Below are 16093 nucleotides of genomic sequence, written 5' to 3'. Positions count from 1 at the left end.
CCGTGACCTGCGGGCCCGCGCCCGGTGGTCCTCAGTCGGTCGGCCAGGCATCGACGAGGCGCGCGCGGGTGTCCTCGAGCAGGACGGGCAGCGCCTTGGTCTGGCCGACGATGGGCAGGAAGTTCGAGTCGCCGCTCCAGCGCGGCACGACGTGCTGGTGCAGGTGGGCCGCGACCCCGGCGCCGGCCACGGCTCCCTGGTTCATGCCGAGGTTGTAGCCGTGCGGCTCGGAGGCTGCCTGCAGGGCACGCACGGCCTGCTTGGTCAGCGCCGTGAACTCGGCCGTCTCGTCGTCGGTCAGGTCGACGTAGAGGGAGACGTGACGGTAGGGGCACACGAGGACGTGGCCCGGGTTGTAGGGGAAGAGGTTCATCACCACGTAGCAGTGCTCGCCGCGGTGGACGATGAGGCCCTCCGCGTCCGTCTTGCCCGGAGCGGCGCAGAACGGGCAGCCGTGCCCGGCCTCCTCGGTGGGCCGGTCCCCGAGGATGTACGCCATCCGGTGCGGGGTCCAGAGCCGCTCGAAGCCGTCCTCGACGCGGGCGAAGTCGGTCGCCGGCTCGAGGGTGGGCTCGGGGGTGGGCTCGAAGGGGGGCTCTGGGGCGGGGCTTCCACCCGTGGGCGTCGGGCCACTCCCCTGCGTCGTCATGGTGACTGATCCTAGGACGACGCCCGCGACGCGCGACGACCCGCCTGCCGCGTGTCGATTTCCCCATCGGCCCGAGCTTCGGTTCAATGGAGTCGGCCCTGCGGTGTGTGAGACCGCAGGGCCTTCGTCGTACCCGGGACCTCGACAGGACCCGGACAGGGAACAGCCCTGCGGGTGTGAGAGCCGCAGGGCCGGGATCCTCGGACGCGCAGGTCTCGACGGACTCGTCGGTCGACCGGTGCGACGGAAGGTGAAGGCCCGGGAAGTATGAGTTCCCGGGCCTTCGGTTCGTCCTCGCCGAAGCGATTCGGAAACCGATCCGCCGAAGCGGTTCGGTTCCTCATTTGTAACCCCGCGGACGTCGGCGCGCAAGCCCTTGTCGGCAGTTTCTTCACCGCGACCCGGAGGGGGCGGCGTGTCGCCCTGACACGCCGCCCCCTCGCCCGCGGGAGGGCCTTCAGACCCGTCAGCGGAGCGTCAGGGCGTACACCTCGAAGCGGTCGTCGGCGGGCAGGGTGACGGCCTGGAGCTGCCGGGCGGGGTCGACGGCGACCGCCGTGCCGAAGATCTGGACCGGAGGTCCGTCGACACCTGCACCGCCCTTGATCCGATGGTCCATGGCAATCGCCACCGTGTTGCCGTTGTGCCCGCTGCCCGCGGCCCAGTCGGTCAGGGCGACCGGGACGGACTGGACGCTGCCGTCCGTGTAGGTCAGGCGCAGGGCCGTCCCCACGTCGCCGTTGTGCGTCGACCCGACGAGATGGATCGTGGAGCGGCTGCCGGCCTGCACGAGCAGCGTCTGACCGCGTCCCTCGACGAAGTTCGGCGTCGTACCGGAGGTGACCGGAGCGGCATACGTGGTCCCGTCGTGCACCCACGGGCCCGGGGTTGGCAGCAGGGCGGCGTCGTAGCTCCAGCCGCTGCCGTCGAAGTTGCCCTCGCTCGGTGCGGCGACGGTCGCCGTGCCGTCGTGGTTGCGGGCCGGCGCCAGGTCCACGGCGCATCCCGGTGCGCCGCCGACGCAGTCGAGGGCCTCGCGGACCTGAACGGGCACGGTGCGCGTCACGGGATCGACACCGGGTGCCGTGGCGGTGACGACCACCTCGTGGTCCCCCACCCCCAGGCCGGCGGGGAGGCGCAGGGTCACCGGCACCGTCGCGCTCGCGGGGACGCCGTCGCTGTGCAGCACGGCGGCGCCCTCGTCGCCGGAACCCACGTCGGCCGTCCAGCCTGCGGGGGCCGTCACGGACACGTCGACGGGCAGGCTCTTGGGGGCCTGGCCCACGAGGTCGACGGTGAGGCGGGCCTCACGCGCCCCGGTCGGCACGACGACGGGGTTCGGACGAGCGGCCATCGAGAGCGACAGGCGCGGGTCGCGTCCGGCCTGCACGGCCGACGGCGGCACGTCGGCCGGCGTCGTGCCCCACCGGCTCGGGGTGGTGCCCACCGTGTGCGCGATGGACCCACCCTGTCGGACGGCGTCCCAGCCGACCCAGCTCTTCGTGCTCTTCGTCCCGTCGACCGTGAGGCTCTGGACGTAGCGCCGGTCGTCGGAGACACCGGGTGAGGTGATCGTCAGGTGACCGCCCTGTCCGGTGCGCACCGCCGTCGGTGAGGCCACGGCGACGTCGACGCGCTCGAACTGGGGCGAGCTGACGACGAAGACGTTCGACCCGCTCATGGTCGGGTAGAGCCCCCAGGACGAGAAGACGTACCACGCCGACATCGTGCCGAGGTCGTCGTTGCCGGTCATGCCGTCGGGGCCGTCGGTGAAGAGGGTGAAGGCCGCCCGCGCCACCGTCGCGATCTTGGCGGGCTGCTGGACCCAGGCGTAGACGTACGGCGCGAGCAGGTCGGGCTCGTTGTTCGGGTTGTAGGTGGGCTTGCTGTAGTAGGCGTAGGTCGCCTCGATCCAGTCGGTGCGTGCGGTGCCCGCCGGGTCGGTGAGCAGCTTCGGGTAGGCGAAGAAGTCGTCGAGGCGCTTCTCGGTCGCCGCCCGACCACCCATGAGGCGGCTCAGGCCGGCCGGGTCCTGCGGGACGAGCCACTGGTACTGGTACGAGCCGCCCTCGTGGAAGGCGTGGGACGCCTCGACGGGGTCGTACGGGTCGAGCCACGTCCCGTCGGCCAGGCGCGGGCGGAACGTCTGCGTCCCGGCGTCCCAGAGGTTGCGGTACCAGCCGCTGCGCTCGGTGAGCATCGCCGCGTCGGCAGTGTGGCCCAGGCCCTTGGCCATCAGCGCGAGGGACGCGTCGGCGGCGGAGTACTCCATCGTCGCCGAGGCCGGGTGGGCGCAGTCGTTGTCCCCGCCGTGCGACACGCAGTCGGTGCCCACGTCCAGACCGAAGGGGATGTAGCCGAGCTTCTCGTACCAGTGCTGCCCGGCGCGGCCGTTGTACTGGCTGTCGGCCGGCGGGCGTTCGGTCGCGTTCTGCTTGAGCAGCGCGTACGCTTCCGCCTCGTGGCCGGCGAGGAAGCCCTTGCTCCAGCCCTCGACGAGGAACGGGGTGACGGGGTCGCCGGTCATGATGTTGGTCTCGCTGTTGACGAGCGCCCAACGGGGCAGCCATCCGCCCTCGCGACCGATGGCGAGCACGGACAGGTAGGAGTCGCGGGCCACGTCGGGCGCCAGGACCTCGAGCAGCTGGTTCTGCGGGCGGTAGGTGTCCCACAGCGAGAAGTTCTGGCGCGGCGTGTAGCCCTGCGCCACATGGTTCTTCCCGTCCCAGCCGTGGTAGCGACCGTCGACGTCGGACGCGAGGTTCGGGTGCATGAGCGAGTGGTAGAGCGCGGTGTAGTAGGCGGTGCGGCGCTCGCTCGTGCCGCCGGTCACGCGCGCCTTGTCGAGCTCGGACTCCCACCGCTGCCCGAGCGCGGCTCGGGTGGCGTCGAAGTCGAACGAGTCACCGGTCTCGCTGGTCAGGTTGGTCCGCGCGCCCTCGGGGCCGGTGTAGCTGAGGGCGACCTTCATCGTCACCGACGTCGTGCCGGTCGGGAAGGTGACCGCGGCGCCGTTGCCGCCGTCCTTCGTCGAGGCATCCCGTGCGCCCGACGTCAGCGTCGACCCGCTCCACGTGCCGAACGAGCTGAACGGGCGGTCGAACTCGGCACGGAACCACACCGTGTGCTCGTCCTTGCCTGCGCAGAAGTTGCCGTCGTGGATCCGGCCCTCGACGACCCGGTCACCCACGACGTGCACCTCGGAGTCGAAGACTCGCATGTTGGCCTTGCCGGTGTTGAGCAGGACGTTCGGCTGCTTGTCGGCCGGGAACGTGTAGCGCTGCCAGCCCGTGCGGTCGGTGGCGGTCARCTCGGTCTGGACTCCGTGGGTCGCCAGACCGACGCGGTAGTAGCCGGGCTCGGCCTCCTCGTCGGCGTGGCTGTAGGTGGACCGGTAGCGGTCCGGGTCCACGGTCGTCACGGAGCCGGTCGTCGGCATCACCGGCAGCTCGCCGACCACCGGGCATCCCACGCCCGACAGGTGGGTCTGGCTGAAGCCGTAGATCGAGCCCTGGGAATGGTCGTAGCCCCCCTCTCCCCCGGTGTCGGGACTCACCTGCACCATCCCGAACGGGGCGCTGGCCCCCGGGAAGGTGTTGCCGTTGTCCTGGGTGCCGATGAACGGGTTGACCGCGTCGACGAGCCGCTCGGCCGGAGCGGCCGCCGCGGGTGGCGCCCCGGAGGGCAGGACGGGGCCGAGGACGGCGGCGGCGAGGACGGCGGTGCCGAGCGAGCGGAGCACGGTGCGCATGGAGGTTCCTTCACGGGCGACGACGATGTCCTGCCCGAGACTCGTGACGCCCGGCGCGACGGTCAACCGGTGGCCGGTGTCCTGTCCGATGGACGTGCGACATCGGACAGAAGCGGACGTATGCCGCCTGGCCGGGGCCCGGTGAGGGGCGCCCGGCCCGACGGCATCCGTCGGTGGGTCCGGTCAGGGACGGCGGTCAGACCTGCGCGCGGCTCTCGATCGCGGCGAGGATCTCGCTGATGGCGTCGTCGACCGGCACGCCGTTCTTCTGCGAGCCGTCGCGGTAGCGGAACGAGACGGCGCCGGCGGCGCGGTCGTCCTCGCCCGCGATGAGCGTGAAGGGCACCTTCGACTTGCTCGCGTTGCGGATCTTCTTCGGGAAGCGGTCGTCGCTCGCGTCGAGCTCGACGCGGACTCCCTTGCGCTTCAGGCGGTCGAGGACCTCACCGAGGTAGTCGGCGTAGTCCTCGGCGACCGGCACGCCGAGGGCCTGGACCGGTGCGAGCCAGACCGGGAAGGCGCCGGCGTAGTGCTCGACGAGGACCCCGAGGAAACGCTCGATCGAGCCGAACTTAGCCGAGTGGATCATGACCGGCTGCTGGCGCGACCCGTCGGCGGCCTGGTACTCGAGGCCGAAGCGCTCCGGCTGGTTGAAGTCGTACTGGATCGTCGACATCTGCCAGGTGCGGCCGATGGCGTCGCGCGCCTGCACCGAGATCTTCGGGCCGTAGAAGGCCGCGCCGCCCGGGTCGGGCACGAGCTCGAGACCGGAGGCGGTGGCGACCTCCTCGAGGACCTTGGTCGCCGCCTCCCACTGCTCGTCGGAGCCGATGAACTTCGAGGACTTCTCGCCCTCGGTGTCACGGGTCGACAGCTCGAGGTAGAAGTCGTCGAGGCCGAAGTCCCCCAGCAGGCCGAGCACGAAGTCGAGCAGGTGCTTGATCTCGGCCGGCGCCTGCTCGGCGGTGACGTAGCTGTGCGAGTCGTCCTGCGTCATGCCCCGCACCCGGGTCAGGCCGTGCACGACGCCGGACTTCTCGTAGCGGTAGACGCCGCCGAACTCGAAGAGGCGCAGCGGCAGCTCGCGGTAGGACCGGCCCCGCGACTGGTAGATGAGGTTGTGCATGGGGCAGCTCATCGCCTTGAGCTGGTACTTCGCGCCCTCGAGCTCCATCGGCGGGAACATCGTGTCGGCGTAGTACGGCAGGTGCCCCGAGGTGTGGAAGAGCGCCTCCTTGCTGATGTGCGGCGTGCCGACGTAGGAGAAGCCCTCCTCGATGTGCCGGCGCCGCACGTAGTCCTCCATCTCGCGCTTGATGACGCCGCCCTTGGGGTGGAAGACCACGAGGCCCGAGCCGAGCTCGTCGGGGAAGGAGAAGAGGTCCATCTCGGCGCCGATGCGACGGTGGTCGCGGCGCTCGGCCTCGGCGAGACGGTCGAGGTAGGCCTTGAGCTCGTCCTTGGTCGGCCACGCGGTGCCGTAGACGCGCTGGAGCTGCGGGTTCTTCTCCGAGCCGCGCCAGTAGGCAGCGGCCGAGCGCATCAGCTTGAAGGCGTTGCCGATGAGCTTGGTGCTCGGGATGTGCGGGCCGCGGCACAGGTCGCCCCACGCGCGGGTGCCGTCACGGCGGATGTTGTCGTAGATCGTCAGCTCGCCGGCGCCGACCTCGACCCCGGCGCCCTCGGCCGCCTCGTCGGCGTTGCCGCCCTTGAGTCCGACGAGCTCGCACTTGTAGGGCTCGTCCTTGAGCTCCTCGAGCGCGTCGGCGTCGGTGACGACGCGTCGCTCGAAGGTCTGCCCCTCGTTGATGATCTTCTGCATGGCCTTCTCGAGGGCCTTGAGGTCATCGGGGTGGAACGGGGTCTCGACGTCGAAGTCGTAGTAGAAGCCGTCACGGATGGGCGGGCCGATGCCGAGCTTGGCGTCGGCGTGGAGCGACTGGACGGCCTGGGCGAGCACGTGGGCCGTCGAGTGGCGCAGGACGGCGAGGCCGTCCTCGCTGTCGACCGTGACGGGCTCGACGACGTCGCCGTCGGCGAGGGCGTGGAAGAGGTCGCGCAGCTGACCGTTGACGCGCGCGACGACGACGGCGCGGTCACCCTCGAAGAGCTCACCCGCCGTCGTCTGCTCCGCTACCGCTCGCTCGCTTCCGGCGACGGTGACGGTGATTTGTGCAGACACGGTTGGTGCTCCTCGTTCGAACGGGACCCGCCGGCGGGCGGCGGGTCGTGGGGGCTGCCGCTGCAGACGGCTCGTGCAAGCGTATCGAGGCGTCGCGGGACCGGGCGACACGGTTTGGTCGTGGGACCACTCGGCTGGCCCGAACTGGCCTCGCGGGACGGCTCCCGAGCGGATACTGGTGAGCCGGGCGGCCGTCTCGGAGCGCGCCCCGGCACAGGAGGGGACGCCCGTGGAGCAGACGACCGACAGCCCGTCACCACCGGCCGAGCCGGCCGAGCCACCCGTGCCGCCGGTGCCCGGGTGGGAGTCGCTCGGGCTCGACCGGGCGACGGCGCTCGCCCTCGCCGAGACGGCCGAGGCGGAGTTCATGATCGCGCTGCACGACGGCGCACCCACCGAGGCGAAGGCCGCGCTGGGCATGCGGTCCGAACGTCTCGCCGGTGGCGTGGCCGTCGTCATGGCCGGCGACCCCACGGGCGGCTACTGGAACAAGGCTCTCGGCTTCGGCGTCACCGAGCCGGTCACGGACTCCCTCGTCGCGCACCTCGTGGACCTCTACGCGTCCGCCGGCGCCCCGGCCCTCTGCCTCCAGGTCGCGCCTGCCGCTCTCCCGGCCGACTGGGACGACATCTGCGTGCGCCACGGCATCGTGGGTGGGTCCGTCTGGGCCAAGCTGCTCCGCCCGGCGGCCACGCCGACGACCCCGTCGACGACCGACCTCCGGGTGGGCACGATCGGCCCCGAGGACGCCGGGGCGTACGCCCGCGTCTTCGCCGGGGGCTTCGGGATGCCGCCCGAGCCGCACCTGCTCTCGATGTTCGCCGCCGCCGGGGGCGGCGGACCGGGGTTCACCGCCTACGGCGCCTGGGACGGGGATGTGCTCGTGGCCGCCGCGAACCTGCACGTCGCGGGACCCGCGGCTGCCTTCTGCGGGGCGGCGACCCTTCCCGAGGCGCGCGGCCGTGGTGCCCAGTCGGCCTTCATGCAGCTGCGGGTCGAGGCGGCTCGCGCGGCCGGCTGCACGTGGATGAGCGCGGAGACGTGGCAGGAGCTCGCGGGAGCCCACAACCCGTCGCTCCACAACATGCTGCGCTCGGGCTTCGTCGAGGTCTACGACCGCCGCAACTGGGTCTGGCGGCCGGGGGCCTAGATGACCACGTCCATCACCGTGACGCTGGCGTCGCCCGCTGCCCACCAGGACGTCATCGAGCTCGTCGGCGCTCGGCTGCAGCACCTGACGAGGGCCGAGGTGGCCTGGCCGTTCGAGTCGCCCGAGGTGTTCACCCATCTCGTCGTGGCCGTCGCGAGGGACGACGACGAGCACCTGCTCGGCGTGGGCCTGTCGCTCCGCCCCACGTTCGCACCGCCGGACAGGTCGATGCTCCGGGTCGTCGTCGCCCGTGACCACGAGGGCCACGGTGTGGGAAGCGCCCTGCGCCGGTTCCTGCTTCCCCACGTCCCGGACACGACCCGACGGCTCGGCGGAGGGGTCTACGACGACGAGCCGAGGTCGCTCGAGATCGTCCGCCACTGGGGTTTCGGCGTCGAGGAGCACGCCATCGACTCGGCCCTCGACCTCGTCGAGCACCCGCCCGAGGCCCCCGTCGTGCCGGCAGGGGTCGACCTCGAGGAGGTCCCTGACCTCGAGTTCGACGACGAGGGCGCGGTCGAGGCCATGCTCCGGGCGAGCCAGACCAACCCCGAGGCGGCCGTTGGCTTCGTCATGACGCTCGAGAAGTTCCGCACGATGACGACGAGCGGCGAGATCCCCATCTGCGTCCTCGCGCGCGTCGACGGCGCCCCTGCCGGGATCTCCTACGGGACGGTCAGCGCAGGCGAGCTCTTCATCGCCTACAGCGGCATCGACCCCACGTTCCGGGGCCGCGGCCTCATGCGCCTCGTCAAGCAGCAGGCGCACGTGGCCGCGACCGGGGCAGGGGCCACGAAGGCCCGGACCAACAACGAGGAGCACAACTCCGGCATCCGCCGGATCAACGCCGAGCTGGGCTACGTCGTGCGGAGCGGGGTGTACCGGCTCGTCCAGGACCTCGCCGCCGGAGCCTCACGGTGAGCGGCGCCGTGAGCAGCGCCGTCGCCGGTCACCAGGTGTTCTCGACGACGGCGTGCTCGATCTCGCCCTTCGCGTGCTCGAGGACCGAGAGCGTGCGCGACGCCTCGAACGCCGTGCGCAGTCGCACCGACGACGGCAGCCGCACCGGCTTGCGGAACCACACGCGGCTCGTGAGCCCGGCCTCCGGCAGTCGCGGTCCGAGTGCGGCGAGCACCCTGGCGTAGGAGTACATCCCGTGGGCGATGGCGCTCGGGAAACCGAGCGGCTTGGCCGTCAGCGCGTGCACGTGGATGGGGTTCCAGTCACCAGACACGGCGGCATACGCCCGTCCGGTGCCCTCGCCCAAGCGCCACAGCGGCCCCGTCGTGACGGCAGCGAGCGGGTCGGTCGACGGTGGTTCGGACGGCTCGGCGTCGGGGTGCTGGGCCCCGCGTGAGAGGTAGGTGCTCACACCGCGCCACACGACCTCGCCCCGCACCCCGACCTCGGACACGAGGTCGACCTGCCGGCCGCGGCGGTGAGGTCGGAGGTCCTGCGCCCAGACCGAGACGTCCAGCGGCTCGTCGAGCCGGACGGGTCGCAGCGCCTCGATGCGGTTCTCGACGTGGACGGCACCGAGCAGCGGGAGGGGGAAGCGGTCGCCGCTCATGACCGCCATCTGGAGCGGGAACGCGACGAGGTGCGGGTAGGTGGGCGGCAACGTGCCGGACACCGGGAAACGGCACACGTGGGCGTAGGCGACGAGGTCGTCGACGTCGACGCGTATGCCGGCCCGTGACCAGCGGACGTCGGGCAGCGTGTCGCTCGCGTTGCCCCTGCGGAGCGCGGAGGTGGCGTAGATGCGGCGCAGGTCGGGCGCCGCGTCGAGGGTGATCTCCTTGGTCATGGGGCGCTCACGCCCCGAGCAGGCTCTGGCCGCAGACGCGGACCACCTGCCCCGTGACGGCGGCGGACCCGGGCTGGGCGAACCAGGCGATGGTCTCGGCGACGTCCTTCGGGTGCCCGCCCTGCTGGAGGGAGTTCATCCGGCGCCCGATCTCCCTCGTGGCGAAGGGGATCCGCGCCGTCATCTCCGTCTCGATGAATCCGGGCGCGACGGCGTTGACCGTGATCCCGCGGCCCGCGACCTGGCGCGAGAGCGCGGTGACGAGGCCGATGACGCCGGCCTTGCTCGCGCCGTAGTTCGTCTGGCCGCGGTTGCCGGCGATGCCCGCGATCGAGGCGACGCAGACGATGCGACCGCCGTCGGCGAGTCCGCCCTCGCCCAGGATCGCGTCGTTCATCCGCAGGACCGAGCGGAGGTTGACCTCCATGACGCTGCGCCAGCGGTCGTCGTCCATGTTGACGAAGAGCTTGTCGCGCGTGATGCCGGCGTTGTGCACGACGACGTCGAGGCCGCCGTGCCGCGTCGTGGCGTGCTCGACGATGCGGGAGCCCGCATCATCCGCCGTGACGTCGAGCTGGAGCGCCGTCCCCCTGACCTCGTTGGCCACCTTGGCCAGCGCGTCTCCGGCCGACGGGACGTCGACGGCGACGACCGTCGCGCCGTCACGGGCCAGCACGCGGGCGATCTCGGCACCGATGCCTCGTGCGGCGCCGGTCACGACGGCCACCTTGCCGTCGAGCGGGCGCAGCGCGTCGACGTCGCCGCTCGTGGACTCGTCGACCCGGACCACCTGGCCGGCGACGTAGGCCGAGCGTCCGGACAGGAAGAACTCGACGGCGGATCTGACGCCGTCGCGTGCATCCCCCTGCGCGAGAACGAGGTTCGCCGTCGCTCCCGCTCGCAGCTCCTTGCCGATGGAGCGCACGGCGCCCTCGAGGGCACGCTGGGTCGTCACCTCGGCGACGTCCGTCAGCGTCGCCGGGTCCGTGCCGATGACCACGACGCGACCGTTGCGTCTGAGCGCCTTGACCGCGGGGGCGCCGAGCAGGCGCAGCTGGTCGAGCTCGGCCGGGTCGGTGGCGGCGCTGAGGTCGAGCACCACGGCCCCGACCTTGTCGCCCGAGTCGGGCAGCGTGGACACCGCGGCCACCCCCTCACCCCCGAGCCAGGCGGCGATGCCGTCGGCGAAGCGCCCGCCGCCCGCGACGAGCACCGGCCCCTCGCAGAGCGGCATACCGGGCTCGTAGCGGCGCAGCCGGGTCGGCTGTGGCACGCCGACCCTTCGGGCCACGGGCGAGCTGACGATGGTCGTGAAGAGGTCGGTCATGCTCATGCCTCCAGGATCGCGACGACGCCCTGCCCACCGGCAGCGCAGATGGAGATGAGGCCTCGGCCTCCGCCGGCCTCCTTGAGCTGCTTCGCGAGCGAGGCCACGATGCGACCGCCCGTCGCGGCGAAGGGGTGGCCCGCGGCGAGCGAGGACCCGTTGACGTTGAGCCTGCTGCGGTCGATGGAGCCGAGCGGCGCGTCGAGGCCGAGGCGCTCCCGACAGAAGTCGGGGTCCTCCCAGGCCTTGAGCGTCGTGAGCACCGTCGCGGCGAACGCCTCGTGGATCTCGTAGAAGTCGAAGTCCTGCAGGGACAGGCCGTTGCGGGCGAGCAGGCGAGGGACGGCATACGCCGGGGCCATGAGCAGGCCCTCGTCGCCGTGGACGTAGTCGACGGCCGCCGTCTCGGCGTCGACGAACCAGGCGAGTGGGGTCAGCCGGTGCTCGGCCGCCCACTCCTCGCTCGCGAGGAGCACTGCAGAAGCGCCGTCGGTCAGGGGGGTCGAGTTGCCCGCGGTCATCGTCGCGCCGTCGCCCTTGCCGAAGACCGGCTTGAGAGTCGACAGCTTCTCGACCGTGGAGTCGGCGCGGAGGTTCGTGTCGCGCGAGACGCCGAGGTAGGGCGTGACGAGGTCGTCGAAGAAGCCCCGCTCGTAGGCGGCGGCGAGGTGCTGGTGACTGGCGGCCGCGAGCTCGTCCTGGGCCTCACGGGTGATGCCCCACTGCGCGGCGGTCAGCGCCATGTGCTCACCCATCGAGAGCCCGGTGCGGGGCTCGACGTTCTCGGGGACGGCCGGCACGAGGTGACCCGGGCGCAGGCCCGTGAGCGCCTTCGCGCGCTCCCCGGCGGACCGCGCGCGGTTGACGGCGAGGAGCGTCTGGCGCAGGCCCTCGCTCACGGCGATGGGGGCGTCGCTGGCGCTGTCGACGCCACCGGCGATGCCGGCGTCGACCTGGCCGAGCGCGATCTTGTTGGCGACGAGGACGGCCGCCTCGAGCCCGGTGCCGCACGCCTGCTGGACGTCGTAGGCCGGGGTGGCGGGGTCGAGGCGGGTGCCGAGCACGGTCTCACGGGTGAGGTTGAAGTCGCGGCTGTGCTTGAGGACCGCGCCGGCCACGACCTCGCCGAGCCGCTCCCCCGCGAGCCCGAAGCGAGCCACGAGTCCGTCGACGGTCGCGGTCAGCATGTCCTGGTTGGACGCCTTGGCGTAGGGGCCGTTGGACCGGGCGAAGGGGATGCGGTTGCCCCCGAGGACCGCGACTCGACGCGGCGCGCGTGGGCTGGACTGGGAAGCCATGGGTCTCTCCTGCTGTCGGATGTCTGACCTGTCGTTCTCGACCAAGATAACCGAAACCGGCAGTAGTCGATACAGCAAGTACCTGTTACTTTCGTGAGATGGACAACGACGTGGATCGTCCGGGACAGGCTCCCGCCGCCCCTCGGGACGGGCGGGACTCGCGCTGGGAGCGCCATCGCGAGGAGCGCCGCGCCGCCCTCGTCGACGCGACGATCCGCGCGATCCGCACCCACGGCGCCGGCGTCGGGATGGACGACATCGCGGCCGAGGCCGGCACGTCCAAGACCGTCATCTACCGCCACTTCGACGACAAGGCCGGTCTCTACCGCGCCGTGGCCGCCCGCATCGACGGACGCGTCGTCGGCAACGTCGGGGCGGCGCTCGGCCGGTCGAGCACACCGCCGGCGGACACCCGCGAGCTCGTCGCGTCCACGGTCGAGGCCTACCTCGCCCTCGTCGAGTCCGACACCGAGGTCTACCGCTTCGTCGTCAACCGGCCGCTCGTCGACCTCCCGCTCGCCGACGACCCTGTCGGAGGCACGGTCGACCAGGTCACCGACCAGCTGACCGGCCTGCTCCTCGAGGCGCTGCAGTCACCGGCGACCGATCCGTCGCGGGCCCGCACGTGGGCGATCGCGCTCGTCGGCTCCGTGCGTGCGGTCGCCGACGACTGGCTCGCCACCCCCGAGGCCGACCGCGCCCCGCGCGCCGCCGTGGTCGACTCCCTGACCGACCTCGCCTGGCACGGGCTCGCTCCCGTCCTCACGGCCCACTCCGCCACGCACACGTCCACCTCCCCGACCACCGCGACCTCCTGAGGTCCAGACCGGAAGGCACCGAGATGTCCACGGCCACAGACTCCCCCACAGACTCTCCCACCGGCTTCCCCGCCGACTCACGCAGCGGCTCCCCCGTCGGCTCACCCGCCCCCGATCGCTCCCCGGCGCCCGAGCACCTCGAGCCGGGCCAGGGCCCCGTGACCCAGGCCGGCCCCGCGCTGACCGCGGAGCTCCGCGCCCACCTCGACGGCCCGTTCGGCGAGGTGCGGGAGCACTGCCGAGCGCTCGACGCCGCGACGTTCGGACCGCCGTCGGCCCCGCTGCCGATGGACGAGCACCGCTCCCGTGTCACCGCCCAGCTCGCCGCCCTGGCCGCGGAGCCGTACGCCGCTCGCGGGTTCCCCGAGCACCAGGGCGGCACCGCTCGCTACGGCGAGGCCGTCGCCGCCTTCGAGATGCTCGGTCACACCGACCTCTCGCTCTTCGTCAAGGCCGGAGTCCAGTGGGGCCTCTTCGGCGGCGCCGYCTCCCTCCTCGGTACGAGCCGCCACGACCACCTCCTGCCCCGCATCACGTCCGGCGAGCTGCAGGGCTGCTTCGCGATGACCGAGACCGGCCACGGCAGCGACGTGCAGAGCCTGCTGACGACCGCGACGTTCGATCCGGCGACCGACGAGATCGTCGTCCACTCACCCGTGCCCGCGGCACGCAAGGACTACATCGGCAACGCGGCCCGCGACGGTCGCCTCGCGGCGGTCTTCGCGCAGCTCGTCGTCGACGGCGAGTCCCGCGGCGTGCACTGCGTCCTCGTCCCGATCCGCGACGAGTCCGGCACTCCCGCAAGGGGTGTCACCATCGAGGACTGCGGCCCGAAGCTCGGTCTCGCCGGCGTCGACAACGGACGGCTGCTCTTCGACCACGTCCGGGTGCCGCGCACCAACCTGCTCGGCCGCTACGGCGACATCCGCGACGACGGCACCTACACGAGCCCCATCGACAACCCCGGCCGCCGCTTCTTCACGATGCTCGGCACGCTCGTCCGCGGTCGCATCTCGGTGGCCGGCGGAGCGGGCGCTGCCGCCCGCTCGGCCCTCGCCGTCACGACGACGTATGCCGCCGGGCGCCGCCAGTTCGCCGCCCCCGGCACCGAGGAGGAGACGACCGTCCTCGACTACCGGACCTACCAGCGGCGCCTGCTGCCGAGGATCGCGACGGCATACGCCCTCCAGCTCGCGCAGCACGAGCTCGTCTCCGACATGGACGACGTGCTCGCCGGGCGCGCGACGTCCGAGGAGGACCAGCGCCGGCTCGAGACCCGGGCCGCCGGGATCAAGGTGCTGACGACCAGGCACGCGACCGACACCATCCAGGAATGCCGCGAGCTGTGCGGCGGAGCCGGCTACCTCTGGGCCAACCGCCTCGCCGCGCTCAAGGCCGACACCGACATCTTCACGACCTTCGAGGGCGACAACACCGTCCTGCTCCAGCTCGTCGCCAAGTCGCTCCTCGGTGAGTACCAGGCCACGTTCGGCGACCTCGACACGGCCGGCATCGTGCGCTTCGGCGCGCGGCTGGTCGGCGGCACCGTCATCGAGCGGTCGTCGGCGCGGGGCATCATCCAGCGACTCGTCGACGCTGCGCCGGGCCGCGACGAGGACGTCACCTTCGGCATCCGCGGCACCCAGCTGCGCCTGCTGCGCGAACGCGAGGAGCACCTCATCGAGGGCCTGGCCCGACGGCTCCGGCGGGCCACCGCTCCGGGCGCCGACGCGTTCGCGATCTTCAACGCGACGCAGGACCACCTCGTCGAGGCCGCGACGGCCCACGTCGAGCGCACCGTCGCCGAGACCTTCGCCGCCTCGGTCGAGTCCTGCTCCGACGACGAGGCCCGCGCCGTGCTCGCCCGGGTCTGCGACCTCTACGCCCTGTCGACGATCGAGCGCCACAAGGCGTGGTACCTCGAGCACGACCGGCTGAGCCCTTCGCGCGCCAAGGCCCTCACCGCCCTCGTCAACGAGGTCTGCGCGGAGCTGCGCCCGTACGCCACGACGCTCGTCGACGCCTTCGGCATCCCCGAGGGCCTGCTGACGACGGAGATGTCGGGCACCGCCTGATCCGGCGTGAGATCGCGCGGCTCCTGTCGCCCGAGCGCACACACTGCGCGATCTCACGCGCAATCTACCGCCCGATGTCGTATGCCGTCCCGCACCGTCAGTCGTGCGTCACTCGGTCGCGCGCTGGTAGCGACCGCGCCGGTGCACGAGCGGGGCGTCCTCGACCCCGACCTCGGCGTGCTCGATCGTCGCCTCGACGAGCACCGACCACCCGACGTCGCGACGGCTGCCCGGGTCGAGGCGCACGCCCATCCAGGTCGTGGCGTGGCGAGGGCGCGGACCCCACGCGGTCTGCTCCCACTCGATGAGCCGGAAGGCCCCGCCGGGCGCGGGCATGACGCCGGCGAAGACGTCGGCGAGGCGCTCGTCACGCGCACCGAGGAGCGTGACGACGGCCGTGCCGGTCTCCTCGAGGGCGTCGAGCACGTCGGAGTCGGGATGGAGGAGCCCGACGACCCGGCCCGGGTCACCGGTGGCGACGAGGTAGGACGAGACCGTCAGGCCGACCCGCTCGATGCCTTCGCCTGCCGTCCAGAGCGACACCGTGCCACCGATGCGCCCCCGCAGGCGCCGGACCGGGTCGCGGTCCTCGTCAGGAGTGTCGAACGGGTGCTCCGTGTGGATCGTCATGTCGCGTCCCTGCCGGGGAGCGGTCCGGGCCGGTCAGCCGGGCCGGTGCTCACTCCGCCTCGGCGACGAGCAACGCGTCGTCGACCGACACCTCGCCCGGCTCGACGACGCGGGCGTAGACGCCGGCGCACTGCGAGGGTGTCTGGGTCACCTCGAGCGTGCACTCGCCGAGACGGACGATGCGGCCCACGAGCTTCTCGAGCACGGACGACTCCATGTCGAGGACGATGTTGGCCTTGGGGTGGGTCGCGACGAAGTCGTCGACCGCGACGAGGTGCACGGCATGCTTCTTCGAGCGGTTGCCCTCCGGGCCGGACTCGGTGACCTCGACGGAGGCGAGCTCCTGGCCGGGGGCGTCGGAGTCGGGATAGATGAACAGGCTCGAGACCGTGGCGATCATGGTCGC

At 72.1% G+C, this 16093-nt stretch carries 12 protein-coding genes; 4 read left to right on the top strand and 8 right to left on the bottom strand.

What is annotated here, in order from left to right; genetic code table 11:
* Positions 1-31: 31 nt before the first annotated feature.
* From AB4Y83_RS05285 to thrS, 3 genes are all read right to left on the bottom strand, one after another.
* Positions 32-649 carry an HIT family protein gene (locus tag AB4Y83_RS05285; RefSeq protein WP_442296226.1) on the bottom strand — a complete coding sequence of 206 codons (618 nt, stop codon included), beginning with the start codon at positions 647-649 and terminating at the stop codon, positions 32-34.
* A gap of 466 nt (positions 650-1115) precedes the next feature.
* Positions 1116-4400, bottom strand: coding sequence for a GH92 family glycosyl hydrolase (locus tag AB4Y83_RS05280; protein WP_442296225.1), 3285 nt, complete (start codon positions 4398-4400; stop codon positions 1116-1118).
* A 196-nt stretch (positions 4401-4596) separates the two neighbouring features.
* Positions 4597-6582 carry a threonine--tRNA ligase gene (gene thrS / locus AB4Y83_RS05275; RefSeq protein WP_442296224.1) on the bottom strand — a complete coding sequence of 662 codons (1986 nt, stop codon included), beginning with the start codon at positions 6580-6582 and terminating at the stop codon, positions 4597-4599.
* A 229-nt stretch (positions 6583-6811) separates the two neighbouring features.
* Between thrS and AB4Y83_RS05270 the strand changes: the two genes are divergently transcribed.
* Positions 6812-7732: a GCN5 family acetyltransferase gene (locus AB4Y83_RS05270; RefSeq protein WP_442296223.1), complete on the top strand. Its 921-nt coding sequence runs from the start codon at positions 6812-6814 to the stop codon at positions 7730-7732.
* Entirely contained in the window at positions 7733-8653 is a 921-nt protein-coding gene (locus tag AB4Y83_RS05265; protein WP_442296222.1) for a hypothetical protein, read from the top strand.
* A gap of 28 nt (positions 8654-8681) precedes the next feature.
* Here the strand turns inward: AB4Y83_RS05265 and AB4Y83_RS05260 are convergent, their stop codons facing one another.
* The 3 genes from AB4Y83_RS05260 to AB4Y83_RS05250 are packed head-to-tail and all read right to left on the bottom strand — an operon-like array spanning position 8682 to position 12164.
* Positions 8682-9539 (bottom strand): MaoC family dehydratase, encoded by an 858-nt coding sequence (locus AB4Y83_RS05260; RefSeq protein ID WP_442296221.1) that lies wholly within the window; start codon positions 9537-9539, stop codon positions 8682-8684.
* Positions 9540-9546: 7 nt separating this feature from the next.
* The gene (locus tag AB4Y83_RS05255) at positions 9547-10866 is read right to left on the bottom strand and encodes a 3-oxoacyl-ACP reductase (RefSeq protein ID WP_442296420.1); all 1320 of its coding nucleotides are present in this window, start codon (positions 10864-10866) and stop codon (positions 9547-9549) included.
* Between the two features lie 2 nt (positions 10867-10868).
* The gene (locus tag AB4Y83_RS05250) at positions 10869-12164 is read right to left on the bottom strand and encodes an acetyl-CoA C-acetyltransferase (protein ID WP_442296220.1); all 1296 of its coding nucleotides are present in this window, start codon (positions 12162-12164) and stop codon (positions 10869-10871) included.
* Positions 12165-12262: 98 nt separating this feature from the next.
* On the opposite strand from AB4Y83_RS05250, the gene AB4Y83_RS05245 reads away from it, so the two are divergent.
* The gene (locus AB4Y83_RS05245; RefSeq protein WP_442273403.1) at positions 12263-12982 is read left to right on the top strand and encodes a TetR/AcrR family transcriptional regulator; all 720 of its coding nucleotides are present in this window, start codon (positions 12263-12265) and stop codon (positions 12980-12982) included.
* A gap of 23 nt (positions 12983-13005) precedes the next feature.
* Positions 13006-15057, top strand: a complete 2052-nt coding sequence (locus AB4Y83_RS05240; RefSeq protein WP_442296219.1) for an acyl-CoA dehydrogenase family protein — start codon at positions 13006-13008, stop codon at positions 15055-15057.
* A 108-nt stretch (positions 15058-15165) separates the two neighbouring features.
* Here the strand turns inward: AB4Y83_RS05240 and AB4Y83_RS05235 are convergent, their stop codons facing one another.
* Complete coding sequence (locus AB4Y83_RS05235; RefSeq protein ID WP_442273401.1) at positions 15166-15687, bottom strand: flavin reductase family protein; 522 nt, start codon at positions 15685-15687, stop codon at positions 15166-15168.
* A gap of 49 nt (positions 15688-15736) precedes the next feature.
* Positions 15737-16087 carry a hypothetical protein gene (locus tag AB4Y83_RS05230; RefSeq protein ID WP_442273400.1) on the bottom strand — a complete coding sequence of 117 codons (351 nt, stop codon included), beginning with the start codon at positions 16085-16087 and terminating at the stop codon, positions 15737-15739.
* Between the last annotated feature and the right edge of the window lie 6 nt (positions 16088-16093).

This window comes from Terrabacter sp. RAF57, from assembly GCF_052113925.1.
GTDB lineage: Bacteria > Actinomycetota > Actinomycetes > Actinomycetales > Dermatophilaceae > Terrabacter.
This window is presented reverse-complemented; position numbering and strand designations above follow the sequence as displayed.

Coding starts and splice junctions, on each gene's coding strand:
- AB4Y83_RS05230 (WP_442273400.1), bottom strand. CDS start 16,087: ATGATCGCCACGGTCTCGAGCCTGTTCATCTATCCCGACTCCGACGCC.
- AB4Y83_RS05250 (WP_442296220.1), bottom strand. CDS start 12,164: ATGGCTTCCCAGTCCAGCCCACGCGCGCCGCGTCGAGTCGCGGTCCTC.
- AB4Y83_RS05285 (WP_442296226.1), bottom strand. CDS start 649: ATGACGACGCAGGGGAGTGGCCCGACGCCCACGGGTGGAAGCCCCGCC.
- AB4Y83_RS05260 (WP_442296221.1), bottom strand. CDS start 9,539: ATGACCAAGGAGATCACCCTCGACGCGGCGCCCGACCTGCGCCGCATC.
- AB4Y83_RS05245 (WP_442273403.1), top strand. CDS start 12,263: ATGGACAACGACGTGGATCGTCCGGGACAGGCTCCCGCCGCCCCTCGG.
- AB4Y83_RS05265 (WP_442296222.1), top strand. CDS start 7,733: ATGACCACGTCCATCACCGTGACGCTGGCGTCGCCCGCTGCCCACCAG.
- AB4Y83_RS05255 (WP_442296420.1), bottom strand. CDS start 10,866: ATGACCGACCTCTTCACGACCATCGTCAGCTCGCCCGTGGCCCGAAGG.
- AB4Y83_RS05235 (WP_442273401.1), bottom strand. CDS start 15,687: ATGACGATCCACACGGAGCACCCGTTCGACACTCCTGACGAGGACCGC.